We start from the raw sequence: 25,145 nt of genomic DNA on the forward strand, positions 1-25,145 counted from the left end.
CGAGCCGACCGGATTTTGCCTAGCTCACCGCGAGTAGCTCCGTCGTACCGCAAAGAAATCGCGAGAAATCTGTTACACCGCGCCACGCCGCAGCGATGTCCGAAGTAGCAGCACCGAGGAGAGGGGACCGCGTGGGCGTCGAGGTGGCCGTGCAGGGGCTGACCAAGTCCTTCGGCGGACAGCCGGTCTGGTCGGACGTCAGCCTGACGCTGCCGGCCGGCGAGATCTCGGTGCTGCTGGGCCCGTCGGGCACCGGCAAGTCGGTGTTCCTCAAGACCCTGGTGGGGCTGCTCCGGCCCGACCGCGGCGACATCTGGATCTCCGGCCACAACCTGCCCCGGCTCTCCGAGCGCGCCCTGTACGAGGTCCGCAAGCTGTTCGGCGTGCTGTTCCAGGACGGCGCCCTGTTCGGCTCGATGACCATCTACGACAACGTGGCCTTCCCGCTGCGCGAGCACACCCGCAAGAGCGAGGCGCAGATCCGGGCGGTGGTCGGCGAGAAGCTGGAGATGGTCGGCCTGACCGGCGCCGAGCGGAAGCTGCCCGGGGAGATCTCCGGTGGGATGCGCAAGCGCGCCGGGCTGGCCCGCGCACTCGTCCTCGACCCGCAGATCATCCTCTTCGACGAGCCGGACTCGGGGCTCGACCCGGTGCGCACCGCGTACCTCAACCAGCTGATCATCGACCTCAACCAGCGCACCGAGGCGACGTTCCTGATCGTCACCCACGACATCAACACCGCCCGCACCGTGCCGGACAACATCGGGCTGATCTACCACGGGCACCTGGCCATGTTCGGGCCCCGGGAGATGCTGCTGTCCAGCACCGAACCGGTGGTCCGGCAGTTCCTCAACGCCCAGCGGATCGGGCCGATCGGGATGGCCGAGGAGAAGGACGCCGAGGAACTGCGGGCCGAGGCCCAGGCCGGTGTGGAACTGCCGCCGCTGCCGCCCATCCCGACCCAACTGCAGCCCTCCGACGGCCGACCCCGGCGGGCCGAGCGCCCGCCCGGCGCGTGGTGCCGCGAGCACGGCGTCACCCCGCCGCCGGGCTCCTTCGCCGACCGCCCGGCCGCCGACCGCCCGACGGTCGAGCTCCCGGTCGGCGCCCGGAACGGGGAGGCGGCCAAATGAGCGGGCGCGGCGAGCGAGTCGTCAGGTTCGGCGCCCCGCTGGCCGCCGTCCGCCGCTCCGGCGACTTCTTCGGCTTCTGCCTCGACACGCTGCGGGCCCTGCCCCGCCGGCCGGTGCAGGTGCGCGAGTTCGTCCAGCAGGCCTGGTTCATCAGCTCGGTGTCGATCCTGCCGGCCGCGCTCGTCTCGATCCCGTTCGGCGCGGTCATCGCGCTGCAACTCGGCTCGCTGGTGCGGCAGCTCGGCGCGCAGTCGTTCACCGGCGCCGCCTCGGTGCTCGCCGTGGTCCGCGAGGCCGGTCCGATCGTCACCGCCCTGGTCATCGCCGGCGCCGGCGGCTCGGCGATCTGCGCCGACCTCGGCTCCCGCAAGATCCGCGAGGAACTCGACGCGATGCGGGTGCTGGGCATCGACCCGATCCACCGGCTCGTGGTGCCCCGGGTGCTCGCCGCGATGCTGGTCGCCGTCCTGCTCAACGGCCTGGTCAGCGTCGTCGGCGTCACCGGCGGCTACCTGTTCAACGTGGTCATGCAGGGCGGCACCCCCGGTGCGTACCTGGCCAGCTTCCAGGCCCTCGGGCAACTGCCCGACCTGCTGGTGGGCGAGGTCAAGGCGCTGCTGTTCGGCGCCACCGCGGCCCTGGTCGCGTCCTACCAGGGGATGAACGCGCGGGGCGGCCCGAAGGGCGTCGGCGACGCGGTCAACCAGAGCGTCGTGTTCACCTTCATGCTGCTGTTCGCGCTGAACTTCCTCGTCACGGCCGTGTACTTCCAGGTCGTACCGCAGAAGGGAAGCTGACGTGCCGGTGCTGCGACAGCTCGACGACCTGGGCGGACAGCTCGCCTTCTACCTGCGCGCCTTCGGCTGGGCGCCGCGCACCCTGCGCCGCTACCGGCGCGAGGTGGTACGGCTGCTCGCCGAGGTCAGCTTCGGCACCGGGGCGCTCGCGGTGCTCGGCGGCACCGTCGGCGTCATCTGCTTCCTGACCTTCTTCACCGGCACCGAGGTCGGCCTGCAGGGCTACCAGGCGCTCAACCAGATCGGCAGCAGCGCCTTCACCGGCTTCATCTCGGCGTACTTCAACACCCGGGAGATCTCCCCGCTGGTGGCCGCGTTGGCGCTGTCGGCCACCGTGGGCTGCGGCTTCACCGCCCAGCTCGGCGCCATGCGGATCTCCGAGGAGGTCGACGCGCTCGAGGTGATGGGCGTGCCGTCGCTGCCGTTCCTGGTCACCACCCGGATGATCGCCGGCTTCATCGCGGTGATCCCGCTGTACGTGATCGGGCTGCTCTCCAGCTACCTGGCCACCCGCGCCATCGCCGTCTTCTACTTCGGACAGTCGGCGGGCACCTACGACTACTACTTCCACCTGTTCCTGCCGCCCGGCGACGTGCTCTGGTCCTTCGGCAAGGTGCTGGTCTTCAGCGTGATCGTGGTGCTGGTGCACTGCTGGTACGGCTACACCGCCAGCGGCGGACCGGCCGGCGTCGGCGTCGCCGTCGGCCGCGCCGTTCGGCTGGCCATCGTCGCCGTCAACATCGTCGACTTCTTCCTGTCCCTGGCCATCTGGGGCGCCACCACCACCGTCCGGATCGCGGGGTGAGCATGAAACATCGCATCCTCGGCATCGTCTTCGTCGCCGTCCTGGCCGCGGCGCTGACCGGCTCCGTGCTGCAGTACCGCAAGGCGTTCACCCCGGTCGCCTGGGTCACCCTGCACGCCGACCGCGCCGGCCTGCAACTCGCCGACGGCGCCGACGTGAAGGTACGCGGCGTGCTGGTCGGCGACGTCCGCTCGGTACGCGGCGACGGCGACGGGGCCACCCTGCGGCTGGCCCTCGACCCGGCGACCACCGGCCGGATCCCGGCCGACGTCACCGCGCGCCTGCTGCCCAAGACGCTCTTCGGTGAACGCTACGTCGAACTCGTCCCGCCGACGGGCAGCACCGCCGGGCCGATCCGCGACGGCGCGGTCATCACCCAGGACCGCAGCCGCACCGCCGTGGAGCTGGAGCGGGTGCTCGACGAGGCGCTGCCGCTGTTGCAGGCGATCCGGCCCGACCAGCTGGCCACCACGCTGGGCGCGCTGGCCACCGCGCTGGAGGGCCGCGGCGAGCAGCTCGGCGCGAACCTGGCCCGGCTGGAGGCGTACCTCGAACGGCTCAACCCGGCCATGCCGGCCATCGCGGCGGACGTGCGCGCCCTGGCCGCGGTGCTGGACAGCTACGACGCCGCGCTGCCCGACCTGCTGGCGCTGCTGCGCGACGTCAGCGTCACCGCCCGCACGGTCACCGACCAGCGCACCCAGCTGGCCGCGTTCCTCGCCGAGGCCACCGACGCCGCCGACGTCGCGCACGGCTTCCTCGACCGGCACGGCGACCAGCTCATCCGGCTCGGCGCGGTGAGCCGGCCGGTGCTCGAACTGCTCGCCACCTACGCGCCCGAGTACCCGTGCCTGATGAGCGGCCTGGTGGCCCTGCAACCCCGGGTGGAGGAGGTCTTCGCCGGCGGCCGGATGCGGATCACCCTGGAGGTCACCCGCGACGGCGGCAAGTACGAGCGTGGCCGCGACGAACCGGTCTACCGCGCCGACGACGGCCCGCAGTGCCACGGCCTGCCCCGACCGGCCAGTCCCGCCCCGGAGAAGCCGATCGACGACGGCTACGACTACTCCGGCCCCCGGCCGCCGGTCACCCTGCCGGTCGGCCTGCCCGCCCCGGCCGCCGGCGCCTCCCCGGCCATGGGCCAGGCCGCCACCGGCCAGGAACGCGCCCTGGTGAAACCGCTGCTCGGCGCGGTCACCGGCACCCCGCCGGCGGAGGTGCCCGACATCGCGGTGCTGCTGTGGGGGCCGCTGCTGCGCGGAGCGGTGGTGAACGCCCGATGACCGGCACCATCCGCCCGCTGGTGAAGCTGCTGGTCTTCGCCGCGGTGACGCTGCTGCTGACCGCGCTGCTCGCCCAGACCCTGGGCGCCTTCCCGGCCGGCGGCGTCAACTACCGGGCCCGGTTCACCGACGTCACCGGCCTGCTGCCCGGCGACGACGTGCGGATCGCCGGCGTCCGGGTCGGCCGGGTCGCCGACATCCGGGTCGTCGACGACACCGTGGCCGAGGTCGAGTTCACCCTCACCGAGGACGTCCCGCTGGCCACCGGCGTCCGCGCCGCCATCCGCTACCGCAACCTGGTCGGGCAGCGCTACCTCGCGCTCACCGAGGGGCCGGGGGAGCGCCGGCCGCTGCGGCCGGACGGGCTCATCCCGATCGGGCAGACCACCCCGGCGCTGGACCTGACCGTGCTGTTCAACGGCTTCCGGCCGCTGTTCACCGCGCTGCGTCCGGAGGACGTCAACAAACTCGCCTACGAGATCATCCAGGTGCTCCAGGGCGAGGGCGGCACCGTGTCGAGCCTGCTGAGCCGGACCGCCTCGCTGACCAACACCCTCGCCGACCGGGACGCCGTCATCGGCCGCGTGGTCACCAACCTCAACACCGTGCTGACCACCCTCGCCACCCGGGACCGGGACCTCGACCGGACCATCACCCAACTGCAGGAGTTCGTCTCCGGGCTGGCCGCCGACCGGACCGCCATCGGCGAGGCGCTGGTCAACCTTGGCGACCTCACCGAGGCGACCTCGTCGCTGGTGGGCGAGGCCCGGCCACCGCTCGCCGCCGACATCCGCGCCCTCGACGAGCTCGCCGGCACGCTCAACCGCAACTCCGCGGTCATCGACAGCACGCTCGGCCGGCTGCCGCAGCGCTACGAGTCGCTGACCCGGGTCGCCTCGTACGGCTCCTGGTTCAACTTCTACCTCTGCGACTTCGACGGCCGGGTGTCGGCCGCCGGCCAGACCCTGAACCCCGTCACCTTCAGCGCGCCGGCCGCGCGGTGCGCCACCGGAGGCAGCCGATGAAACCGTTCCGCGAACGCAACCCCGTGGTCACCGGCGCCGTCGGGTTGACCCTGATCGTCGCCGCGCTGCTCGGCGCCTTCCAGCTCGACCGGCTCGCCGCGTTCACCGGCCGGGCCTACCAGGCGGCCTTCACCGACGCCAGCGGCCTCGCCGCCGGCAACGAGGTGCGGGTCGCCGGGGTCCGCGTCGGCAAGGTCACCGCCGTCGAACTCGCCCGCGACACCCGGTCGTACGTGCGGGTCCGGTTCCGGGTCGACGACGACGGCGTACGCCTGGGCGACCGCACCGGCGCGACGATCCGGATCAAGACGGTGCTCGGGCAGAAGTACCTGGCCCTGGCGCCCGCCGGGGCGGGCCGGCTGCCGGAGGGCGGGCAGATCCCGCTGGACCGCACCGCCGCCCCGTTCGACGTGGTCCAGGCGGTCACCGGGCTCGCCGACACCCTCGACAAGGTCGACACCGACCAGCTCGCCGCCGCCTTCGCCACCCTGTCGGAGACCTTCGCCGACACCCCCGCCAGCGTCGACTCCGCGCTGGGCGGGCTGGCCCGGCTCTCCCGCACCGTCGCCGACCGGGACGCCGAACTGCGGTCGCTGCTGACCCGGGCCCGCGAGGTCACCGACGTGCTGGCCACCCGCGACGAGGAGTTCCGCAAGCTGGTGACCGACGGCGAGGCGCTGCTGGCCGAGGTGACCCGCCGCCGGGACGCCATCCACAAGCTGCTGGTCGGCACCAACGACCTGGCCACCCAGTTGTCCGGACTGGTCGCCGACAACCGGACCGAACTCGACCCGGCCCTGCGGGAGCTGCGGGAGGTGATCGCCGTGCTGCAACGCAACCGGGACAACCTGGAACGCAGCATCGCGCGGATGGCGCCGTTCGTCACCGCGTTCGCCAACGTGGTCGGCAACGGCCGCTGGTTCGACTCGTACGTGCACGGGCTGGTGCAGCCGTACGTGCCCACGGGTGGCCGGTGATGGCCGCCCACCGCTGGCGCCGGCCGGTCGCCGCCGCCACCGTCCTGCTCACCGCGCTGGCCGCCGCCGTGGTGGTCGCCCGGCACGAGCCGCCCCAGCGGCGGCTGACCGCCCACTTCACCCGGGCGGTCGGCGTACACCCCGGCTCCGACGTGCGGGTCCTCGGCGTCCGGGTCGGCGAGGTGGTGGCGGTGACCCCGCGCGGGCGCACCGTCGAGGTCGCCATGCGCTACGACCCGGGCGTGCAGATCCCGTCCGACGCGCAGGCGGTGATCGTCCCGCCCAGCGTGGTCAGCGACCGGTACGTCCAACTCACCCCCGCGTACGCCGGCGGCGCCCCGCTCGCCGACGGCGCCGAGATCCCGCTGACCCGCACCGCGGCGCCGATGGAGATCGACGACATCTACCGGGCGCTGGACGACTTCAACCGGGCGCTCGGCCCGGATGGCGCGAACGCCGACGGCGCGCTGTCCGACCTCGTCGCCACCGGCCGGGCCAACCTGGAGGGCAACGGCGAGCAGCTGCGGGAGACCCTCGACGGGCTGTCCCGGGCGTTGACCACGCTCGCCGACGGCCGGCAGGACCTGTTCGGCTCGGTGGCCAACCTGCAACGGTTCACCACCACCCTGGCCGAGAGCGACCAGCAGGTGCGCGCCTTCCAGCGGCAGCTGGCCGACGTGGCCGAACAGCTCTCCGGCGAACGCGACGAACTCTCCGCCGCGCTGCGCAGCCTGGCCGTCGCGCTGGCCGACGTCACCGCCTTCGTGAAGAAGAACCGCCAGCTGCTCACCGCCGACGTCGCCGCGCTCGCCGACATCACCGGGGTGCTGGTCCGCCAGCAGGAGGCGGTCATCGAGATCCTCGACGTGGCGCCGCTGGCACTGAACAACCTCGCGTTGGCGTACAACCCCCGGTCGGGCACCCTGGACACCCGCGACAACGCCACCGGCCCGTACGACCCGGCCGGCTTCGCCTGCTCGCTGATCGTCGACCAGCTGCCCGCGAAACAGGTCCCGGCCACCTGCCACGCGCTCGCGCAGACGCTGCACGCGCGCGGGCTGCCGATGACCGATCAGCTGCGCAAGCTGCTCAAGCTGCCGCCCGGCGCCCCGACGGCCGGCCCGGTCCCGCCGGGCGAACCTCCATCCACCCAGCCCGGTGGGCCGGCCCTCGACCTGGCGCCGGGCGGCCCCGTCGACACCCTGGACCGTACCCTCGGCGGCATCCTGCGAGGCCCGGCATGACCGCCCGGGCGCGCCGGCTGCTGGCCGCGGCCCTGGCCGTGGCGCTGCTGCCCGCCGGCTGCGGCCTGCCGGAGCTGACCGACCTGCCGCTGCCCGGCGGCGCGCCGGCCGGCCCCGGGTACCGGGTCACCGCCGAGTTCACCGACGTGCTCGACCTGGTGCCGCAGGCGGCCGTCAAGGTCGACGACGTCACGGTGGGCAGCGTCGAGAAGATCTCCCTCGCCGGCTGGACCGCCCGGGTCATCCTGCGGATCGACCGCGAGGTCCAGCTGCCCGCCAACGCCACCGCGGCGGTCCGGCAGAGCAGCCTGCTCGGCGAGAAGTACGTGACGGTCACCGCCCCGACCACCGAGCCGCGCCGCGGCCGGCTCGCCGACGGCGACGTCATCCCGCTGGCCCGCACCACGCGCGGCGCCGAGGTGGAGGAGGTGCTCGCCGCGCTGGGGCTGCTGCTCAACGGCGGCGGCCTGGCCCAGCTGCGCACCATCGACCAGGAACTCGGCCGGGCGCTCGACGGCCGCGAACCCGCGATCCGCGACGCGTTGCACCGGCTCGACGAGTTCGTCGGCGGGCTGGAACGGCAGAAGGCGGACATCGTCCGGGCGGTCGAGGCGCTGGACCGGCTGACCGGCCGGCTCGCCCGGCAGCGGCAGGTCGTCGGCGAGGCCGTCGACGCGCTTGCCCCCGGGATGACCACGCTGGCCCGCCAGCGCGCCCAGCTGACCAGCGCGCTGACCGCCCTCGGCGAACTCGGGCGGGTCGGCACCCGGGTGGTCAACCGCAGCCGCGACGACACCCTGGCCAGCCTGCGGTCGCTGAAACCGATCCTCGAACAGCTGGTCCGTGCCGGGGACGACCTGCCGAAGTCACTGGACTTCATGCTGTCGTACCCGTTCCCGCCGAACGTGACCGGCGCGATCGTCGGCGACTTCGTCAACCTTTCCATCACCGCCGACCTGGACGCCGCCTCGATCCTGGCCAACCTGGTCGCCGCCGCCCCAGCGCCCGCCGGGTCGGCCACCGGCGGGCGGACGCCCGGCGCCGCACCCCCGCCCACGGCCGGCGGGTCCCGCCCGGGAGCCCGCCCCGACGGCTCCCTGCCGGACCTGCCGCTGCTGAAGTGCCTGCCGGACCTGACCAAGTTCCCGACGACCTGGACGCCGCCGAAGGAGTGCCAGCTGCCGGAGGGCTGCCAGCTGCTCAAGCCCGGCTCCAAGGTGCCCGTCGGCGGGCTGATCCTGCCCAAGGGGATCGTGCCGCCCGGCACCGCCTTCCCCGCCGGCACGGAACTGCCCGCCGGCACGATCCTCTCCGCCGACTGCATCCTGCCGGTGACCGGCGCGATAACCGGCACGGTCGGCGGCCTGACCGACATCCTCGGAGGCGGGCTGCTGCCATGATCGGACGGACCGTGAAACTCCAGGTCATCGCCTTCGTACTGGTGAGCCTGCTCGGCGTCGGCTACGTCGGGGTGCGCTACGTCGGCCTCGGCGACCGGCTGCTCGGCGGCGGGTACGTGGTGCACGTCGACCTCGCCCGCGCCGGCGGCCTGTTCGCCAACGCCCCGGTCACCTACCGCGGGGTGCCCGTCGGCCGGGTCACCGCGGTCAATCTGCACGGCGACGGCGTCCGCGCCGACCTGCGGATCGACCGGGACGTCCGGGTGCCCGCCGAGCTGCGCGCGGTGGTGGCGCACCGCTCCGCCGTCGGCGAGCAGTACCTCGACCTGCGGCCGGACCGCGACGACGGCCCGTACCTGCGCGACGGGTCGGTGATCCCCGCCGACCGCACCGGCGTCCCGCTCGCCCCCGAGGTGCTGCTGTCCAACCTGGACGCGCTGGTCCGCTCGGTCGGCCCGGAGGACCTGGCAGTGCTGATCACCGAGCTGGGCACCGCGTTCCAGGGCAACGAGGCCGCGCTCGCCCGGATCCTCGACGCGGGGGACGCGCTGCTCACCGACGCGACAGCGGCCCTGCCCGAGACCCTCGCCCTGATCCACGACGGGCGCACCGTGCTGACCACCCAGGCCGAGTCGGCGGAGGCGTTGCGGCGCTGGGCGCGCGGCCTGGCCGAGCTGGCCGCCACCGTTCGGGAAGCGGACCCCGACCTGCGGCGCGTCCTGGCCGCCGGCCCGCCCGCCGCGACCGAGACGATCGCGCTGCTGCGCGGCCTGGAGCCGACCATCGGCACCCTGCTCGGCAACCTGGTGACCGTCAACGGCATCGCCGCCCGGCGGCTGCCCGGCATCGAGCAGTTGCTCGTGGCGTACCCGATCGCGGTCGCCGGCGGCTTCACCGTCACCCCGGGCGACGGCACCGCCCACCTCGGCCTGGTGCTCAACGTCAACAACCCGCCGTCCTGCGTGTACCGGGGCGGCAGCCGGCAGTGCGGCCAGCAGGACCGGGCGGCCGGCGCCGGGGTGCGCGGCGCCCCGAACGCGCCCCGCCCGGGCGGGGCCGACCCGGCGCCCGCCACCGGCACCCCGCCCGCCGCTACGACCGGGATGGTCGGCTACGACCCGGCGACCGGGTTGGTGCTCGGCTCCGACGGGCGACCGTTGCAGTTCGGCGGGACCGGCGGCCAGTACCGGACGGCCGGTGACCAGTCGTGGAAGCAGTTGCTGCTCGCCGGGGTGACCCCGTGACCGGCAGATCCGAGGAGGAGCCCGTGCAGACCCGCAGGGACCGCAGACTGAAAGTGATCAAGGGTGCCAAGGCCGGCGCACCCGGCCGGCCGGCCCAGCGCCGGCTGGTCAGCCGTCCCGTGCCGCGGCCGGAGCCGTCGATCGAGGCCGTGCTGGAGCGGCTCGACCAGGAGCCGGTGGCGGACCCGGACGACGTCGACGAGCTGACGGCGCTGGGCGACCCGGCACGGGCCGACGACCCACCCGCCGGGGACGAGCCGTCCGCCACCGACGAGCCCGCGGCGGCCGACGGGACCGCCGCCGACCGCGCGGCGGTGGACCGGGCCGTGGCCGGCCGCCGGCGAGCTCTCGTGGGCCTGCTCGTCGTGCTGCTCGCCGCGGCCCTGGCCGGGGCCGGATTCTACGGGCACCGCTGGTACACCGTGCGCGCCGTCGAAGAGGCCCACCAGGCGGCGGTGGCCGCGGCCCGGCAGGCCAGCGTCGACTTCGTCTCGGTCAGCGCGGCCAGCGTCGACCGGGACCTGCAGCGGATCTCCGCCGGGGCGACCGGCGAGTTCAAGGACGAGTTCACCCGTGGTCAGGCGCAGGTCCGCGCCGCTGTGGTGGAGAACAAGGTCGACTCGCGGGGGTCGGTGCTGCGCGCCGGCCTGGTCTCCGGCGACCGGAACCGGGCGGTGGTCATCGTGGCCGTCGACGCCACCGTGAAGAACGCCAAGGCGCCCGAGGGTCGGCCGTCGCACTACCGGATCCAACTGGACATGGTCCGCGACCGGGACTCCGGTGAATGGCTCGTGTCCCGACTGCAGTTCGTCGGATGACCCCGGCGCGACGACTCCAAGGAGGACCGATGCGTCTGCTCGCCCGCATCCCACGCCCCCGGCTGCGGCCCGCCTGCCCGCCGCGGGTCCGGCCGGTGCCCGCGCTGGTCGTGGCGATCGTGCTGGCGGCGGGCGTCGCCGTCGCCGGCTGGTACGCCGACCGCGCGGCCGACCGCCGCGACGCCGCCGTCCGGCAGGCGCTGGCCACCGCCCCGGCGGCCGCGAAGGCCATCTTCTCGTACGACTACCGGACCTTCGACGACAGCGTCGCGAACGCCCGGACCTTCACCACCGGCGCCTTCGCCGACGAGTACGCGCAGACCACGGCGACGCTGAAGCAGACCGCCACCAAGCAGCAGGCGGTGGTGCTGGCGGAGGTCACCTCGACCGGCGTGGTCACCGCCACCGCCGACCGGGTGGAACTGCTGGTCTACCTCAACCAGTACCGGCGCAACGTCACCACGGCGGGGGAGAAGGTGGACCAGAACCGGGTCGTGCTCACCCTGGAGCGGGTCGGCGGCGACTGGAAGGTGACCCGGGCCACCGCCGTCTGACTGTTGCCGGCGCCGGCATCCCGGCCCGGCGGGACCGGACTGTCGCCGCCGGCTCGACTAGGCTTTGCGCACGGGCGACGGTGGCGGGAGGCGACCGTGGGCAGGGAGAGCTGGCTCGACGTGGATCCGGCGGGCCTGGCGGGCCTGGCGGACCGGATGACCGGTGTCGCGGAGCGCCTGGCGGCGGTCGAGTGGCCCGACAGCGGCGATTTGCCCGCGACGGCGGGTCCGGACGGCCGGCCGCTGCGCGACGCGGCCACGCGCTGGCTGGACGAGCTGCCCCGCACCGCCAGCGAGCTGCGCGAACTCGCCGGCATCGTCCGACAGGTCGCGGGTTCCGTGCGGACGGTGGACGAGGAGATGGCAGCCCAACTGACCCGCCTGCTCCGGGACGTCTCCGATGGCCGGTGACCCGCACCGGCGGCTGGCCGTCGCCGGCACCGACGCGGTCGACCGGTGGGCGGACGCGGCACGGGCCGCCGGGCAGGCCGCGGACGAGCTCCATCGGGTGCACCGTGACCTGCCCGCGCACTGGCGCGCGGGGGTCGGGCTCGACAACGTCGATGAGACGCTGCGCCGCCTGGTCCGGCGCCTGGAGGACGCCCACGACACCTACCGAGCCGTCGCCGAAGCGCTGGCGATCCGGGACCGGGAGGTGGCCCGGGCCGAACAGCTGATCAGCCGGACGGTGGCCGAGGCGCACCAGCTGGGGCTCGTCGTCACGCCGGACGGCGAGGTCGTTCCGCCGGCCGCCGGCGCCGCGCCGATGGCGGTGCGGGCGCTCGCCCGGCGGCTCTCCGCCGCGCTCGCCGAGGCGATGGCCCACGCCGACGCGGCGCGGGCCCGCGCCGCCGACGTCCTCGCCGCGCTGGCGGCGTCCCGCTGACCCCGGCGGGGCACCGGCCCGCCGGGAGGTCAGGACTCGGCGAGGGCGGTCTGGATGAGCCGGGCACCGTCGCGGCGGCGTACCAGCGTGCCACGACCGGGTGGCATCGGCTGCGGCCGGAGGTTGCCCAGCACCTGCCCCTCCTCGCGGTGGCCCGACATCAGCAGCCCGGGTGAATCCAGTTCGCGCAGCCGCTGGAGCACCGGCTCGTAGAGCGCCCGGGCGAGGCCGCCGACCCGGCGGGCGAGGATCAGGTGCAGACCGATGTCGCGGGCCTGGGGCAGCAGATCGTGCAGCACGCTGAGCGGGTTGTTGCCCGCCGACGCCACCAGGTCGTAGTCGTCCACCAGGATGAACAGTTCCGGCCCCCGCCACCAGCTACGGGTCCGTAGCTGCTCCGTCGTGACGTCCGGGCCGGGCAGCCGGTTCGTCATGGCCTCCCGGATCGAGGCGAGCGCCTGGGCGAAGCCCTGGTTGGACGGTGCGTACTCGAGGAGGTGCTCGGCGGGCACGGCGCCGAGCAGGCTGCGGCGGTAGTCGGCGACCACCAGCCGGGCCTCGGCCGGCGTGCGGCGTGCCACCAGCTGTTGGGCGACCAGCCGGAGCAGGTTGCTCTTGCCGCACTCCGCGTCGCCGAACACGGTCAGGTGCGGGTCGCTGTCCAGGTCGAGGTAGACCGGCGCGAGCGAGGCCTCGTCGACGCCGATCGGCAGGCCCGCGGCGGACGGGTCGCTCACCTCGTTCAACTCCGCCCGGGTGAGGCGGCGCGGCAGCATCCGCACCGGCGGTGCGGACCGGCCCGGCCAGGCCTCGGCGACCTGGTCCGCCAGCGTGGCCGTCGCCTCGGCCAGGTCGTCGACGCTGTGCTTGCCGTCGAGGCGGGACAGGGCGGTGAGGAAGTGCAGCCGATCCCGGGTCAGGCCGCGGCCCGGCGCCGCCTCCGGGACGTTCGCCGCGATCCGCCGGTTGAACTCCGACTCGCTGGGATCACCGAGCCGCAGCTCCAGCTTGGTGCCGAGCAGGTCGCGCATGCTGAGCCGCAGCTCCGACCAGCGGATGGCGGTGAGCACCACGTGCACGCCGTACTGGAGCCCGCGCTGGGCGAGGAGCGTGACGGTCTCCTCGAGCTCGGCGTACTCCAGGCGCAGGATGTTCCAGCCGTCCACGACGAGGAACACGTCGCCGAACGGGTCGTCGGGGAACTCGCCGGCCGCGCGCCGCTGGCGGTAGCTGGCCATGGACTCGACACCCTGCTCGGCGAAGCGGGCCTCCCGCCCGTCGAGCAGCGCCAACACCTCGGCGACCGTGCGGCGCACCGCCTCGGTGTCGCGGCGGCCGGCCACCCCGGAGACGTGCGGCAGCGCCGCGAGGCTGCGCAGCGCGCCGCCGCCGAAGTCGAGGCAGAAGAACTGCACCTCGCGCGGGGTGTGGGTCAGCGCCAGCGAGGCGATCAGCGAGCGCAGCATGGTGCTCTTGCCGCTGAGCGAGGCGCCGACGACGGCCACGTTGCCGCCGGCCCCGGCGAGGTCGACCAGCAACGGGTCGCGGCGCTGCTCGTACGGCCGGTCGACGAGGCCGACCGGCGCGGTCAGCGACCCGGCGCCGACGGTCGAGGTGAGGCCGCGGGCGGGCTTGCGGGTCAGCGGCAGCAGCTCGTCCAGGGTGGGCGGCTCGGCCAGCGGCGGCAGCCAGATCTGGTGCGCGGGCGGCCCGCCGTCGCGCAACTGGTGCACCACGACGTGGAGCAGGCTGCGACCGGCGAGTTCCGGGGGCACGGTCGCGCCGGCGTCGACGCCGGTGAGGGCCGGCGGACCGGAGACGTACGTGGCCCGGAACCGGGTCATCGCGGCGCCCGTCTTCAGGTAGCCGTGGCCGGGGGCGTTGGGCAGCTCGTACGCGTCCGGCACGCCGAGCACGGTGCGGCTCTCGAACGCGGAGAAGGTACGCAGGCCGATCCGGTACGACAGGTGGGTGTCCAGCCCGCGCAGCCGCCCCTCCTCCAGCCGCTGGGTGGCCAGCAGCAGGTGCACGCCGAGCGACCGGCCCAGCCGGCCGATCATCACGAAGAGATCGATGAAGTCGGGTTGCGCGGCGAGCAGCTCGCTGAACTCGTCACAGATGATCAGCAGGCTGGGTAGCGGCGCCAGCGGCGCCCCGGCGTCCCGGGCCCGCTCGTAGTCGAGCCGGGAGACGTAGTTGCCGGCCGTCCGCAGCAGCTCCTGCCGCCGGACCAGCTCGCCGGCGAGCGCCTCGCGCGTCCGCTCGACCAGGGGGAGCTGGTCGGCGAGGTTGGTGATGACCGCGCTGGTGTGCGGCAGTCCCTCCAGCGAACTGAAGGTGGCGCCGCCCTTGAAGTCGATCAGGACGAGGTTGAGGTCGGCCGACGAGTGTCGCGCCGCGAGCGCCACGACGATCGTACGGAGCAGCTCGCTCTTGCCCGAGCCGGTCGCGCCGACGAGCAGCCCGTGCGGCCCCATCCCGTCCTGCGCCGACTCCTTCAGGTCGAGCAGCACCGGCGCCCCGCCATCGTCGACGCCGATCGGCACCCGCAGGTAGTCCGGTCCGAGCGGGGTCCGGTGCCCCGCGAAGCTCCACAACGCGGCGTAGTCCGGGATGCCGAGGACGGCCAACGGCTCGTCCAGCGCCCTGGTCGTGTCGGGGCGAGCGTCGATCCGGCCGGCGTCGACCCGGGGCATGCCCCAGGCCTCCGCGATCACCGACACCATCGCCCGGGCCCCGCCCGTCGGCCGACCTTCGGTCTCGATCTCCGTCTCCGGATCGGTCCCGCTGACCGTGAGGTCGGGCAGCGCCACCCGGAAGGTGCGCCGGCCGTAGAGGGCCCAGCCCGGCACGTTCATCGGCAGGCGGGCGGCCTGGTCCGGGTTGACCCGCGACTCGTGCGGCTGCGACAGCCGGGTCTCGATCCGGGCCTGGGGCAGCTCCAGCAACTCCTCCGGGATGACCCGCCAGCTGCGTTCGAGCACCACGACGTGCAGCCCGTAGCCCAGCCCCTTGTTCGCGAGGTCCACCACCCGGGGGGCGAAGTCGGGCAACAGCGTCGCGAAGTCCTGCCACCGGTCGACGACCAGGAACACGTCCGGATAGGGGTTGGCCTCGACGCCGGCCCGCCAGGCCCGCAGGCTGGCCGGCGACTCCAGCTCGTGCCGCCGGAACAGCTGCTTGCGGTCGAGGACCTCCTGTTCCAGCAGGTCGAGCAGCGCGCGCACCGCACCGACCTCGTCGTCGCCGACCACCGCGCGGACGTGCGGCAGCCGCCGCATCGGCCCGAGCAGGTTTCCGCCCGACTCCAGGCAGTAGAAGGCGACCTCCCGGTCGGAGTGGGTGAGCGCCAGCCCGGCGATGAGGGAGCACAACAGCGTGGTCTTGCCGGTGCCGGTCCGGCCGACGAGCAGCAGGTGCCCCTCCGCGGCGGCCAGGTCGAGCCAGACCAGCTCACCGGCCGGCTGGTCGATCCGCTGCGCCTGACCGATCGGCACCTTCAGCAGCCCTCGTCGCCGCCAGTCGGTGGCGCAGAGCTTCACGTCGCCACCGGGTTCCAGCGGACCCAGCAGGTCGCCGAGCCGCGGTTCGCGTTGGTCCCGCCGGCGCCGCTGGCGGTGGTGCCCCTCCCGGGACAGCGCGATGTGCACCTCGTCGCTGGCCTGCCCGAACTGGCACGGTGACTGGGAGGAGGTCCGCTTCGGCAGTTCCAGCCGGACGTACCGCCACAGGTCGTCCGGGGTGATGCGGCCCTGCCCGGTGATGTCGGCCGCGCCGGTGCTCAGGCCCTGGATGATCGTCTCGGTGAAGGCCGAGCGCAGCCGCGACGTGGTCTCCGAGGCCGGCCGGCCGTCGTCGGCCCGCTCCACCGAGTTGGTAGCGGTGATGACGTAGCGGCCGTAGCCGGTGCGCAGCTCGCCGTCGATGGCCAGGTCGTCGGTCGTCTTCAGGCCGTGCCCCTCGAACGCGCCGCTGTAACAGCAGTCCAGCAGGATCACGGAGCTGGCGGCGTCCGACTCGTCGAGTAGTTCCCGGACGAAGGACGCGGACACCGCCGTCGAGGAGAGGTGGTCCACCTCGGTGTTGGCGACCGCCAGGTAGAGCCGGCCCCGTTTGCTGCTGCGCACCCCGTGGCCGGAGAAGTAGAGCAGGACCAGGTCCTCCGGCCCGGCCGCCCGGAGCATCGACTCGATCGCCCGCTCGATCGAGCTCTTCGACTCGTTCTCCAGCAGCATGGTCTGGTCGAAGGCGCCGACGTCCGCGTCGGCCAGCAGGCTCAGCAGGTCACGCGCCTCTTCCCGCGGTGCGTAGAGGTCCGTCAACGACTCGTCGATGTAGCGGTCGTTGGCGATCAGCAGGGCGCGGCGCTCTCCCACGGGTCAGCTCCCGGCGCCGCCGCCACCGTGCTGACCGGCCACCGGCCGTCGCTCCGGCTGGGCCGGAAGCTCGGCGGTGCCCGCCTGGGCCGGAAGCTCGGCGGTGCCCGCCGGTGTGCCGCCGATGAGCTGCGTCAGCTCGGTGACGAGGCGCGCGTCGACCCGGGTCGACCCGGTGATCACCAGCTCGTTGTCGCCGCTGCGCAGCGTGATCGACCGGGCCTTGACCCGGTCGGCGTAGGCGACGGCGACGTACGCGAGGGCGCGCAGGCTCGCGGCCGAGAAGAGGCCGCCCACCGCCAGCATCCCCAGCTCCCACGCCTGCTGCGACTTGCCGTGCCCGTCGGCCGCCGACTGGGCGTGCGCGATCCGCAGCCCCGGCACCGTACGCAGGTCGTCCGCCAGTTGGCCGGCGAGCCCGTCCACCCGCTCGGCGGGCGTCGACGGTCGCGGTTGGATCGACAGCAGCAGCTCGGTCACAGCACACCTCCGTACGAGTGTCTACATTCAACACCACTGCCGCGACGTCGATGGCCGTCGCCCGCCGCCGTCGAGGAGCGACCCTCCACCGTCCGGCGGACAGGTCGGCGAGGGTGGACGCCTGGCGGCGCCCCATCGGGCGACGGCCCGCTGGACGTGTCGACCCGCGTCATCGCAGCGCCCGCCGGCCGTTTCCGGCGGCACCAGTGGCGGGCCTCAGCGGCACCAGTGGCGGGCCTCAGTGGCGCCGGCGGCGGGCCTCAGGGGCGGCGTGCGCGGAGCCGGCGCAGCGCGTACACCGCGCCGCTGGCCAGGAACAGGACGCCGGTGGCCAGCAGCCAGCGGCCCAGGAAGGGCTGCTGGTCCTGGCCGGTCGCGGCGCGGTAGGTCGGCCCGCCCTGCCGGAGGATGCCGGGCAGGTAGACGAGGAACAGCAGCCCGGCGGCCAGCGCCGGCACCCGGATGTGGTTCACCAGCGAAGGCCCGGCCGCCGGCGGGCGGACGGCTGCTCGCAGGGCCCGGTCGGCCAGCGCGTAGACCGGGAAGAGCACCAGGTCGTGGGCGATCGCCGCGCCGACGAACCAGACCAGCATGGCCCCGGCGGTCGGCTCCCCGGCGAGCCGCAGCGCCACCCATCCGGTGACCGCGAAGGCGATCGCCATCAGCAGCAGGTGCCGCGCCCCGGCGCCGTACGCCGCGCGGAGCCGGGAGCGCAGCTCAGCCATCGCCACGCGTCCGGAACTCGATCTCGCTGACCCACTTCGTGCAGTGCACGCCGGGCAGCGCGGGGACGATGATCCGCGCCGGGAAGCCGTGGTCGGGGGAGAGGTCCGCCCCGTTGACGGTCAGCGCGAGCAGCGAGTCGCCGTCGAGCACCTGGTTGGCCTGCAGCGTCGCCTGGTTGAACAGCCCGGCCCGCTCCAGCGAGCGGACGTGCGCCGAGTTGAGGTCGCCCGCCCCGGCGAGCGCGGCGAGGTCGCGCAGCCGGACGCCGGTCCAGGTCTGCAGGGTGGACCAGCCCTCCACGCAGGCGATCGGCAGCCGGGCGGTGTGCTGGGGCAGGGCCAGCAACGCCGCGCGGTCCAGGGCGACCGTCCGCCCGCCGGCCCGCAGCGTCACCCGCCACCCTTCGCCGGTGTCGTCGTCCCGGACGCCGGCGGCGGCAGCGGTGCGGTTGACCGGGAAGCCGTTCGGTCCGCCACCGGGCTCGCGGCCGCGGGGCAGCAGCAGGGCCGTGCGACGCCACGCCCCGTCCAGACTCTGCCCGACGGTGAGTGCGCCCAGCAGCAGGGACAGCCCGCCGACCAGGGCGAGGGCGCCGCGCCGGCTGATCGTCGCCGCCCCGGGGTGGACGGGCACCAGAGCGTCCGGGTCCGGCGGCTCGGGGCGGGTGCCGGCCCGCGGGGTGGCCAGCTCGCGGCGGGGCGGGCGGGACCGCAGCGCGGAGACCAGCCGCGGCAGCTTCAAGCCCACGTGCGCGACCAGCGCCGCGGTGAACACCCAGGCGCCGTAGTAGTGCGCGGTGTAGAAGTCGAACCCGAACAGGTACGCGTACTGGATGTTCAGCAGCCCGGTGGCGAACTGGAACAGGATGCCGCCGACCAGCAGGAGCAGCGACAGTCGCTCCAGCACCTGCGCGACCGAGCGGGCCGGCGGCCAGTCGAACAGCTTCGGGATGACCGACCAGAGCTTCGCCAGCACCACCGGGACCAGCATGATGCCGAGCGTCACGTGCAGCCCCTGGGTGAGCCGGAACAGCCAGGACGGGCGGGTCGGCCAGTCGAACGGCGGTAGCCGCAGCCAGCCCACGTCGCGGGGGAACGCCTGACCGAACTGCGGGCTGTAGGCGGCGTGGTCGAGCAGCCCGGTGACGATCAGCAACGGCAGGGTGACCAGCAATACCGCCCCGAACACGCTGGTCAGCCAGGGGCCGCGCAGCGGGCTGCGCCAGCGGCCGGCCACCGTCGCGGCGCCTGGTGGGGAATGCCGCGCCAGGAACCGCCACCACCGCCGGGGAAAGCCGTACGCCGCCCGGTCGGGCTCCGGCGTGACCGGGGCGCCGCCGGGCGGGGAACCGCTGTCGGTGCTCACTCCCGCAGGCTAGAGGCGGCGCCGGCGGTCGGGCCCGGGTTGCGCGATTACCGGATCCTTACCGCCTGCGCCAGCCGCCGCCGCCACCGACGGGGGTGGCCGATGTTTCGGGGTGCTTACGGGCCCGGCGAACCGCCCCGGCGGCGGTGCCGGCCGACCTACCCTGACCGGATGCGGGTACTGGTCACCGGCGCGGCCGGGTTCATCGGGTCCCAGGTCGTCGACCTGCTCACCGGCGCGGGGCACGAGGTGGTGGCGCTGGACGCGCTGCTGCCTCAGGCGCACGGCGCCGAGCTGCCGGAGTGGAGCCGCCCGCACGCCCCGGTGGTCGGCGACGTCCGCGACCCCGACCTGCTCGACCGGTTGCTGCCCGGGGTCGACGCGGTCTGCCACCAGGCAGCCATGGTCGGCCACGGGCTGGACCCGTCCGACGCCCCGGCGTACGCGAGCCACAACGACTACGGCACGGCGGTGCTGCTGGCCGCCATGCACCGCGCCGGCGTGCGCCGGCTGGTGCTGGCCAGCTCGATGGTGGTCTACGGCGAGGGCCGCTACGAGTGCCCCAGCCACGGTGTCGTCCGTCCCGCCCCGCGCCGCCCCGCCGACCTGGCCGCCGGCCGCTACGACCCGACGTGCCCGCGCTGCGCCGACCCGCTGACGTCGCTGCTGGTGCCCGAGGACGCGCCCCTGGAACCGCGCAGCACGTACGCGGCCAGCAAGCTCGCCCAGGAGCACCTGGCCGGCGCCTGGGCCCGGCAGACCGACGGGCAGGTGTGGGCGCTGCGGTACCACAACGTCTACGGCCCACGCATGCCGCGCGACACCCCGTACGCCGGGGTGGCCTCGATCTTCCGGTCCGCGTTGGCCGACGGCCGGCCCCCCACCGTGCTGGAGGACGGCCGGCAGCGGCGGGACTTCGTGCACGTCACCGACGTGGCGCGGGCCAACCTGCTCGCGCTGGCCACGGCGCCCTCGGAGCCCCTCACGGCGGTCAACGTCTGTTCCGGGGAGCCGCGCACCGTCGGCGAGCTGGCCGCCACCCTGGCCACCGCGATGGGCGGACCGGCCCCGATGGTGGTCGGCGGCGCCCGCCCGGCCGACGTCCGGCACGTGGTCGCCGACCCGACCCGCGCGGCCGACCTGCTCGGCTTCACCGCCCGGGTCCGGTTCGCCGACGGCGTGGCGGCCTTCGCCACCGACCCGCTGCGCGAGCCGGCGGCCCTGCCCGCCTGACGGGCACCACGTCACCGATCCGCTGCGCGAGCCGGCGGCCCTGCCCGCCTGACCGGCGCCACGCCACCGACGCGTGGAGCGGAGCCGGCGACTCTGCCCGCCTGACCGGCCGCCGCGCTGCCGCGACGTGCTCAGGAGACCGTCCAGAGCAGGTGGTTGACCGCGAGCGCGGTCACCGCCTGACCGGCCAGCCACCAGCGGCGGGTCGCCGCCGGCAGGTGTGCGGTGGCAACCAGCAGCCAGACCGCGAAGGGCAGCCAGATCCGCTCCACCTCGGCCTTGCTCAGCCCGGACAGGTCCGCGGCGAGCACCGCGACCGCCGCGGCCACCGGCAGCACCACTGTCGGCCCGGCGGCCCGCGCAGCGAGCCGGAGGGTGGCGCTGCGCCACGCGGACCGGACCGCCACCACGCCGGCCGCCACCGCCCGGCGCAGCGCCGGCCCGACCGTGGGGCCGGCGCAGAGCAGCAGCGCCGCCAGGTTGGCCCACACCCAGTAGCCGTACGGCCGGTCGGCCGCCCACCCCTGGTAGTACCGCTCCACCACCAGCCGGTAGCCGTCCCACCACCAGAAGCCGGCCATGGTGAACGCGACCACCACGGTGCCGACTCCGGCGAGCCCGGCGGCCAGGGCGGCGACCCGCCCCGCCGGCCGCAGCGCCAGCACCGCCACCGCCAGCACGCCGACCAGCACGAAGCCGTACGACAGGTGCAGCGCGACGCCGAGCAGCAGCCCGCCGGCGGCGGGTGCCAGTCGTCCGCGGACCGCCAGCAGGGCCAGCCCCGCGGCGACCACGCCGGTGAAGACGCCGTCGGCCGAGGCACCCACCCACACCGCGCCCGGCAGCAGCACCAGGAACGGCAGCACCGCGCGGGCGGCCGGCTCGGCGCCGAGCGCCCGCAACGCGACCGGCACCGACACGGTGACGCTGGTGCCCAGCAGCACGCATGCCAGCGCGGCGGCGGTGCCCCCGCCGAGCCCCACCCGGTCCAGCCCGACGAAGAACAGCAGCGCGCCGGGTGGATGCCCGGCGGTGTGGGTGGACCACGAGTCCGGTTGGAAGTCCAGGATCCGTCCGGTGAACCCGGCCAGCATGGCGGGGACGTCCGTGACCCCGGGGACCTCGTGCAGGTACTCGGCCTGCGGGGTGAGCCGCTCGGTGAGCCCGGCCGACCAGCCGTCCACTAGCGCCAGGGACAGCGTCCACGCCGCCGACGCCAGCCAGGCCGTGCCGAGCAGCGGGCCCCAGCGGGCGGTCGACGCCCACCGCACCCCGGCCCCGACCGTCACGACCGCCACCAGCACCGCCGCCGGGGTGCCCCAACCGAGGTGCGGCCGCCAGGTCGCGTAGAGCGGCGCGGCGTCCGCGTGCAGGCCGGTGTCGCGGGCGTTGAGCACCGCGCCGACCGCCACGGCGAGGAGCAGCAGCGCCGCCTCGACCCCGAGCACGGTCAGGTCGACCCGCCGCCGGCGGGTCGGCGCCCGCCCGGGCGCGTCGGGTGGCCTCGTGGTCGTCCTCATGCCGACCGCACGGTACGTCCTCGACACCGTCCACGACAGGCGAACGGCGGGACTGTCACCGTCCGGTAAGAACCCATCCGTCGGTAACAGATCCGTAAGGGCCGATCTGCCCTCCGGCGCCCGGCTGGCGTCCTAGCGTCGGCGGTATGCCGACCCAGATCGACGTGGTGCTGCCCTGCCTGGACGAGGCGGCCGCCCTGCCCGGCCTGCTCACCGCGCTGCCGCCCGGTTACCGGGCCATCGTGGTGGACAACGGATCCCGGGACGGGTCGCCGCAGGTGGCGGCCCGGCACGGCGCCCGGGTGGTGCACGAACCGCGCCGCGGGTATGGCGCCGCCGTGCACGCCGGGCTGGAGGCGGCCGAGGCGGAACTGGTCTGCGTGCTCGACGCCGACGGCTCCTTCGATCCTGGCGAGCTGCCCGCCCTGGTCGCGCCGGTGGCCGACGGGGCCGCCGACCTCAGCGTGGGACGGCGCCGGCCGGTCTCGGCCGGGGCGTGGCCGTGGCACGCCCGCGCCGGCACCGCGCTGATCGCGGCCCTGCTGCGGCAGCGGGGCGTACCGCTGCGCGACCTCAGCCCGATCCGCGCCGCCCGCCGCGACGCGCTGCTCGCCCTCGGTGTCGCCGACCGCGCCTTCGGCTACCCGCTGGAACTGCTGATTCGCGCCGCCGCCGCCGGCTGGCGCATCCACGAGCTGGACGTCAGTTACGCCCCACGCGCCGCCGGCACCCGGTCCAAGGTCTCCGGCTCGGTACGCGGCACCCTGCGCGCCACCCGCGACTTCGCCGGCGTGCTGCGCACCGTCGGCCGGCCGCGATGAGCGTGCTGCTGGTGATGGCCAAGGCGCCGGTGCCGGGCGTGGTGAAGACCCGGCTGGCCCCGCCGGCGACCCCGGCCCAGGCGGCCCGGATCGCCGCGGCCGCCCTGCTGGACACCCTGGACGCGGTCCGCGCCGTGCCCGGCGCGGTCCCGGTGCTGGCGCTGTCCGGGCGGCTCGACGACGCCGAGCGCGGCGCCGAGCTGGCGGTGGCGCTCGCCGGCTGGACCGTGTTCGCCCAGCGCGGCGCGGGACTCGGTGAGCGGCTGGCCAACGCCCACGCGGAGGTCGCGGTCGCCTTCCCGGGACAGGCCGTGGTGCAGATCGGCATGGACACCCCGCAGCTGACCCCCGCCCGGTTGGGCGCCGCGATCCGCCGGCTCGCCTCGGCCGACGCGGCGCTCGGCCGGGCCGTCGACGGCGGCTGGTGGGCGCTCGGGCTGCGCGACCCGCGGCACGCCGCCGCCCTGCGTACCGTGCCGATGTCCACCGCGCGGACCGCGTGGCACACCCGGGCGGCGCTCGACGAGCGAGGGCTGCGGCCCGCGGCGCTGCCCGTGCTGCGCGACGTGGACGAGTGGCCGGACGCGCTCGCGGTGGCCGCCGAGGCCACCGGAAGCCGGTTCGCCCGTCAGGTGGCGGCGGTGCGGCCGCTGCCCGCCGGTGGTCGCCGGTGACGGTGCACGCCGTCGGGGCGGCCAACCGCGACCTGGGTCCCGGTAGTGTCCCGGACGCCCCTGACGTCGCCTTCGCCGCCGCCCTGCGCCCCCACCCCGGCACCCACTGGCTGGAGCAGAGCGACGGCCACCACGCCCCGCTGCCGGTACGCCGGTGGCACGGCCCGCCCGAGCCGGCGACGGCGGCGGTGGTGGTCCGCTGCGCCGGTCCGACACTGGACGTCGGGTGCGGGCCGGGCCGGTTCACCCTCGCGCTGGCCCGGGCCGGCCGCACCGCGCTCGGCGTGGACGTCTCCGCGCACGCGGTACGGCTCACCCGGATGCGCGGTGCGGTCGCCATCCGGCGGGACGTCTTCACCGCCCTCCCCGCCGAGGGCCGCTGGCGTCACGTGCTGCTGATGGACGGCAACATCGGCATCGGCGGCGACCCGGTGGCGCTGCTGCGGCGGTGCCGGCACCTGCTCCATCCGACCGGGACGATCGTCGTCGAGCTGGAACCGCCCGGGCCGGGCCTGTGGCGCGGGCACGCCCGGCTGGCGTCCCGGTCGACCGACGGCGTGCTCCGTCGCGGCCGGACGTTCCGGTGGGCCCGACTGGACACGGCCGCGGTGCACGGCGTGGCGGAGACGTCCGGCCTCGCGGTGCGGGACATCTTCGAAGCGGGCCCGCGCAGGTTCGCCGAACTCGCCGGGCCTTTCGCCCAACCGGCCGGGTCGTCCGCCGAACTCGCCGGGCCGTTCGCCGAACCGGCCGGACCGGCGGCGACGCCTAGCTGAGGAACGTCAGCAACTGCCGGGTCGTCTCCTCGGGCGCCTCCTCGGGCAGGAAGTGGCCGGCCGCCACCGGCCCGCCGGTCACCTCGTCGGCCCACGCCCGCCACACCTCCAGCGGCCGGTACCAGCTCGCCACGGGGCCCGCGTGGCTCCACAGCACCAGCACCGGGCAGGTGATCCGGCGGCTGCCCCGGTCGGCCTCGTCCTGCCGGTAGTCCAGCGTGGCGGCGGCGCGATACTGCTCGCAGACGGCGTGGACCCGGTCCGGGTCGCGCAGTGTCCGGACGTAGGCGGCCCGGACGTCGGTCGGAAACGCGTCGGGCACCTCGGAGAGGTCGTCGAGCATGTGGTCGACGATCACCTCCGGCGCCCCGGCGATGAGCCGTTCGGGCACCGGCTCCGGCGCTGCGAGGAACGACCAGAGCCAGAACCCGAGGCTGAAGTCCATGTCGGCGCGGCCGAACGCGTCGCCGGTGGGCACGATGTCGAGCACCGCGAGCCGGGTGACGACATCCGGATGGTCCAGCGCCATCCGGTAGCCGCAGCGGCCGCCGCGGTCGTGCCCGACGACGGCGAACGTGTCGTGCCCGAGTGACCGCATCACCGCCACCTGCTCGCGGGCCACCTCGCGCATGCCGTACGGGGTGTGCTCGGCGTCGCTGGGCGGGCTGCCGCTGTCGCCGAAGCCGCGCAGGTCGGTGGCGACGACGGTGAAGCGCTCGGCCAGCCGCGGCGCGACCCGGTGCCACATCAGGTGGGTCTCCGGCATCCCGTGCAGCAGCAGGACCGGCGGGCCACCGCCACCCCGGCGGAGGTGGATGACGCTCTCGGCGGTGGCGACGTCCAGTTCCTCGAAACCGTCGAACACCAGCTTCCTCCCTACCCGTCGGATGTCGGACGCCGGATCGGCGGCGCGCGACAGGGGCGGGCCCATCTGCTCAACGAGGAGGTCGACCCTGACGGCGTGCGCGGGGCGAGGCAACCCTTGACACCCCACATGAACGGGCGTAA

23 protein-coding genes are annotated in these 25,145 nt (G+C 74.9%); 17 read left to right on the forward strand and 6 right to left on the reverse strand.

Features of this window, described 5'->3' with window-relative positions:
* The first annotated feature begins 131 nt into the window (after positions 1-131).
* The 13 genes from GA0070609_RS09690 to GA0070609_RS09750 all read left to right on the forward strand — a co-directional run bounded on the left by GA0070609_RS09690 (position 132) and on the right by GA0070609_RS09750 (position 12,166).
* Positions 132-1,133: an ABC transporter ATP-binding protein gene (locus tag GA0070609_RS09690; RefSeq protein ID WP_088993500.1), complete on the forward strand. Its 1,002-nt coding sequence runs from the start codon at positions 132-134 to the stop codon at positions 1,131-1,133.
* Positions 1,130-1,930: an MlaE family ABC transporter permease gene (locus GA0070609_RS09695; protein WP_088993501.1), complete on the forward strand. Its 801-nt coding sequence runs from the start codon at positions 1,130-1,132 to the stop codon at positions 1,928-1,930. The genes GA0070609_RS09690 and GA0070609_RS09695 overlap by 4 nt, the downstream gene beginning before the upstream one ends.
* Before the next feature lies 1 nt (position 1,931).
* Positions 1,932-2,735, forward strand: a complete 804-nt coding sequence (locus GA0070609_RS09700; protein WP_088993502.1) for an MlaE family ABC transporter permease — start codon at positions 1,932-1,934, stop codon at positions 2,733-2,735.
* 2 nt (positions 2,736-2,737) lie between these two features.
* Positions 2,738-4,018, forward strand: a complete 1,281-nt coding sequence (locus tag GA0070609_RS09705) for an MCE family protein (protein WP_088993503.1) — start codon at positions 2,738-2,740, stop codon at positions 4,016-4,018.
* Positions 4,015-5,043 carry an MCE family protein gene (locus tag GA0070609_RS09710; protein WP_088993504.1) on the forward strand — a complete coding sequence of 343 codons (1,029 nt, stop codon included), beginning with the start codon at positions 4,015-4,017 and terminating at the stop codon, positions 5,041-5,043. Before GA0070609_RS09705 ends, GA0070609_RS09710 begins: the two co-directional genes overlap by 4 nt.
* Positions 5,040-6,020, forward strand: coding sequence for an MCE family protein (locus tag GA0070609_RS09715; RefSeq protein WP_088993505.1), 981 nt, complete (start codon positions 5,040-5,042; stop codon positions 6,018-6,020). Before GA0070609_RS09710 ends, GA0070609_RS09715 begins: the two co-directional genes overlap by 4 nt.
* Positions 6,020-7,264 carry an MCE family protein gene (locus GA0070609_RS09720; RefSeq protein WP_088993506.1) on the forward strand — a complete coding sequence of 415 codons (1,245 nt, stop codon included), beginning with the start codon at positions 6,020-6,022 and terminating at the stop codon, positions 7,262-7,264. The genes GA0070609_RS09715 and GA0070609_RS09720 overlap by 1 nt, the downstream gene beginning before the upstream one ends.
* Positions 7,261-8,664: an MCE family protein gene (locus GA0070609_RS34835; RefSeq protein ID WP_088993507.1), complete on the forward strand. Its 1,404-nt coding sequence runs from the start codon at positions 7,261-7,263 to the stop codon at positions 8,662-8,664. The genes GA0070609_RS09720 and GA0070609_RS34835 overlap by 4 nt, the downstream gene beginning before the upstream one ends.
* On the forward strand, positions 8,661-9,908 hold the full coding sequence (locus tag GA0070609_RS09730; RefSeq protein ID WP_088993508.1) for an MCE family protein: 1,248 nt from the start codon (positions 8,661-8,663) through the stop codon (positions 9,906-9,908). Before GA0070609_RS34835 ends, GA0070609_RS09730 begins: the two co-directional genes overlap by 4 nt.
* A gap of 23 nt (positions 9,909-9,931) precedes the next feature.
* Positions 9,932-10,726, forward strand: a complete 795-nt coding sequence (locus GA0070609_RS09735; protein WP_157748103.1) for a hypothetical protein — start codon at positions 9,932-9,934, stop codon at positions 10,724-10,726.
* Positions 10,727-10,755: 29 nt separating this feature from the next.
* Positions 10,756-11,280: a hypothetical protein gene (locus GA0070609_RS09740; protein WP_088993510.1), complete on the forward strand. Its 525-nt coding sequence runs from the start codon at positions 10,756-10,758 to the stop codon at positions 11,278-11,280.
* A gap of 96 nt (positions 11,281-11,376) precedes the next feature.
* Positions 11,377-11,691, forward strand: coding sequence for a hypothetical protein (locus GA0070609_RS09745; protein WP_088993511.1), 315 nt, complete (start codon positions 11,377-11,379; stop codon positions 11,689-11,691).
* Positions 11,681-12,166, forward strand: a complete 486-nt coding sequence (locus tag GA0070609_RS09750) for a hypothetical protein (RefSeq protein ID WP_088993512.1) — start codon at positions 11,681-11,683, stop codon at positions 12,164-12,166. Before GA0070609_RS09745 ends, GA0070609_RS09750 begins: the two co-directional genes overlap by 11 nt.
* Before the next feature lie 29 nt (positions 12,167-12,195).
* Here GA0070609_RS09750 and eccCb read toward each other — a convergent pair whose 3' ends face one another.
* The 4 genes from eccCb to GA0070609_RS09770 form a co-directional block, all read right to left on the reverse strand.
* Positions 12,196-16,542, reverse strand: a complete 4,347-nt coding sequence (gene eccCb / locus GA0070609_RS09755) for a type VII secretion protein EccCb (RefSeq protein ID WP_088993513.1) — start codon at positions 16,540-16,542, stop codon at positions 12,196-12,198.
* Positions 16,543-16,545: 3 nt separating this feature from the next.
* Positions 16,546-17,022, reverse strand: coding sequence for a hypothetical protein (locus GA0070609_RS09760; protein ID WP_088993514.1), 477 nt, complete (start codon positions 17,020-17,022; stop codon positions 16,546-16,548).
* A gap of 260 nt (positions 17,023-17,282) precedes the next feature.
* Positions 17,283-17,747: a hypothetical protein gene (locus tag GA0070609_RS09765; RefSeq protein ID WP_088997616.1), complete on the reverse strand. Its 465-nt coding sequence runs from the start codon at positions 17,745-17,747 to the stop codon at positions 17,283-17,285.
* On the reverse strand, positions 17,740-19,113 hold the full coding sequence (locus GA0070609_RS09770; protein ID WP_197700248.1) for a molybdopterin-dependent oxidoreductase: 1,374 nt from the start codon (positions 19,111-19,113) through the stop codon (positions 17,740-17,742). The genes GA0070609_RS09765 and GA0070609_RS09770 overlap by 8 nt, the downstream gene beginning before the upstream one ends.
* A gap of 171 nt (positions 19,114-19,284) precedes the next feature.
* Here GA0070609_RS09770 and GA0070609_RS09775 point away from each other — a divergent pair, with 171 nt between their 5' ends.
* A complete protein-coding gene (locus GA0070609_RS09775; protein WP_088993515.1) occupies positions 19,285-20,346 on the forward strand; it encodes an NAD-dependent epimerase/dehydratase family protein in 1,062 nt (353 codons plus the stop codon).
* 131 nt (positions 20,347-20,477) lie between these two features.
* Here GA0070609_RS09775 and GA0070609_RS09780 read toward each other — a convergent pair whose 3' ends face one another.
* Positions 20,478-21,866, reverse strand: a complete 1,389-nt coding sequence (locus GA0070609_RS09780; protein ID WP_088993516.1) for a hypothetical protein — start codon at positions 21,864-21,866, stop codon at positions 20,478-20,480.
* 146 nt (positions 21,867-22,012) lie between these two features.
* On the opposite strand from GA0070609_RS09780, the gene GA0070609_RS09785 reads away from it, so the two are divergent.
* From GA0070609_RS09785 to GA0070609_RS09795, 3 genes are read left to right on the forward strand one after another with little or no spacing between them, the layout of a single operon-like run.
* Positions 22,013-22,687, forward strand: a complete 675-nt coding sequence (locus GA0070609_RS09785) for a glycosyltransferase family 2 protein (protein ID WP_088993517.1) — start codon at positions 22,013-22,015, stop codon at positions 22,685-22,687.
* The gene (locus GA0070609_RS09790) at positions 22,684-23,361 is read left to right on the forward strand and encodes a TIGR04282 family arsenosugar biosynthesis glycosyltransferase (protein ID WP_088993518.1); all 678 of its coding nucleotides are present in this window, start codon (positions 22,684-22,686) and stop codon (positions 23,359-23,361) included. The genes GA0070609_RS09785 and GA0070609_RS09790 overlap by 4 nt, the downstream gene beginning before the upstream one ends.
* On the forward strand, positions 23,358-24,137 hold the full coding sequence (locus tag GA0070609_RS09795) for a class I SAM-dependent methyltransferase (protein ID WP_408630641.1): 780 nt from the start codon (positions 23,358-23,360) through the stop codon (positions 24,135-24,137). The genes GA0070609_RS09790 and GA0070609_RS09795 overlap by 4 nt, the downstream gene beginning before the upstream one ends.
* Here the strand turns inward: GA0070609_RS09795 and GA0070609_RS09800 are convergent.
* Positions 24,130-25,002 carry an alpha/beta fold hydrolase gene (locus GA0070609_RS09800; protein ID WP_197700249.1) on the reverse strand — a complete coding sequence of 291 codons (873 nt, stop codon included), beginning with the start codon at positions 25,000-25,002 and terminating at the stop codon, positions 24,130-24,132. The two genes, GA0070609_RS09795 and GA0070609_RS09800, sit on opposite strands and share 8 nt — an antisense overlap.
* Positions 25,003-25,145: the final 143 nt, after the last annotated feature.

Origin of the sequence: Micromonospora echinaurantiaca (genome assembly GCF_900090235.1) — a bacterium.
In the GTDB taxonomy this organism is placed as follows: domain Bacteria; phylum Actinomycetota; class Actinomycetes; order Mycobacteriales; family Micromonosporaceae; genus Micromonospora; species Micromonospora echinaurantiaca.

Excerpts from the sequence above, each read along its gene's own strand:
- GA0070609_RS09765 (WP_088997616.1), bottom strand. The coding sequence starts at position 17,747 with ATGGCTGAGCTGCGCTCCCGGCTCCGCGCGGCGTACGGCGCCGGGGCG.
- GA0070609_RS09750 (WP_088993512.1), top strand. The coding sequence starts at position 11,681 with ATGGCCGGTGACCCGCACCGGCGGCTGGCCGTCGCCGGCACCGACGCG.
- GA0070609_RS09775 (WP_088993515.1), top strand. The coding sequence starts at position 19,285 with ATGCGGGTACTGGTCACCGGCGCGGCCGGGTTCATCGGGTCCCAGGTC.
- GA0070609_RS09705 (WP_088993503.1), top strand. The coding sequence starts at position 2,738 with ATGAAACATCGCATCCTCGGCATCGTCTTCGTCGCCGTCCTGGCCGCG.
- GA0070609_RS09715 (WP_088993505.1), top strand. The coding sequence starts at position 5,040 with ATGAAACCGTTCCGCGAACGCAACCCCGTGGTCACCGGCGCCGTCGGG.
- GA0070609_RS09710 (WP_088993504.1), top strand. The coding sequence starts at position 4,015 with ATGACCGGCACCATCCGCCCGCTGGTGAAGCTGCTGGTCTTCGCCGCG.
- GA0070609_RS09790 (WP_088993518.1), top strand. The coding sequence starts at position 22,684 with ATGAGCGTGCTGCTGGTGATGGCCAAGGCGCCGGTGCCGGGCGTGGTG.
- GA0070609_RS09785 (WP_088993517.1), top strand. The coding sequence starts at position 22,013 with ATGCCGACCCAGATCGACGTGGTGCTGCCCTGCCTGGACGAGGCGGCC.
- GA0070609_RS09740 (WP_088993510.1), top strand. The coding sequence starts at position 10,756 with ATGCGTCTGCTCGCCCGCATCCCACGCCCCCGGCTGCGGCCCGCCTGC.
- GA0070609_RS09695 (WP_088993501.1), top strand. The coding sequence starts at position 1,130 with ATGAGCGGGCGCGGCGAGCGAGTCGTCAGGTTCGGCGCCCCGCTGGCC.
- GA0070609_RS34835 (WP_088993507.1), top strand. The coding sequence starts at position 7,261 with ATGACCGCCCGGGCGCGCCGGCTGCTGGCCGCGGCCCTGGCCGTGGCG.
- GA0070609_RS09720 (WP_088993506.1), top strand. The coding sequence starts at position 6,020 with ATGGCCGCCCACCGCTGGCGCCGGCCGGTCGCCGCCGCCACCGTCCTG.
- GA0070609_RS09730 (WP_088993508.1), top strand. The coding sequence starts at position 8,661 with ATGATCGGACGGACCGTGAAACTCCAGGTCATCGCCTTCGTACTGGTG.
- GA0070609_RS09780 (WP_088993516.1), bottom strand. The coding sequence starts at position 21,866 with ATGAGGACGACCACGAGGCCACCCGACGCGCCCGGGCGGGCGCCGACC.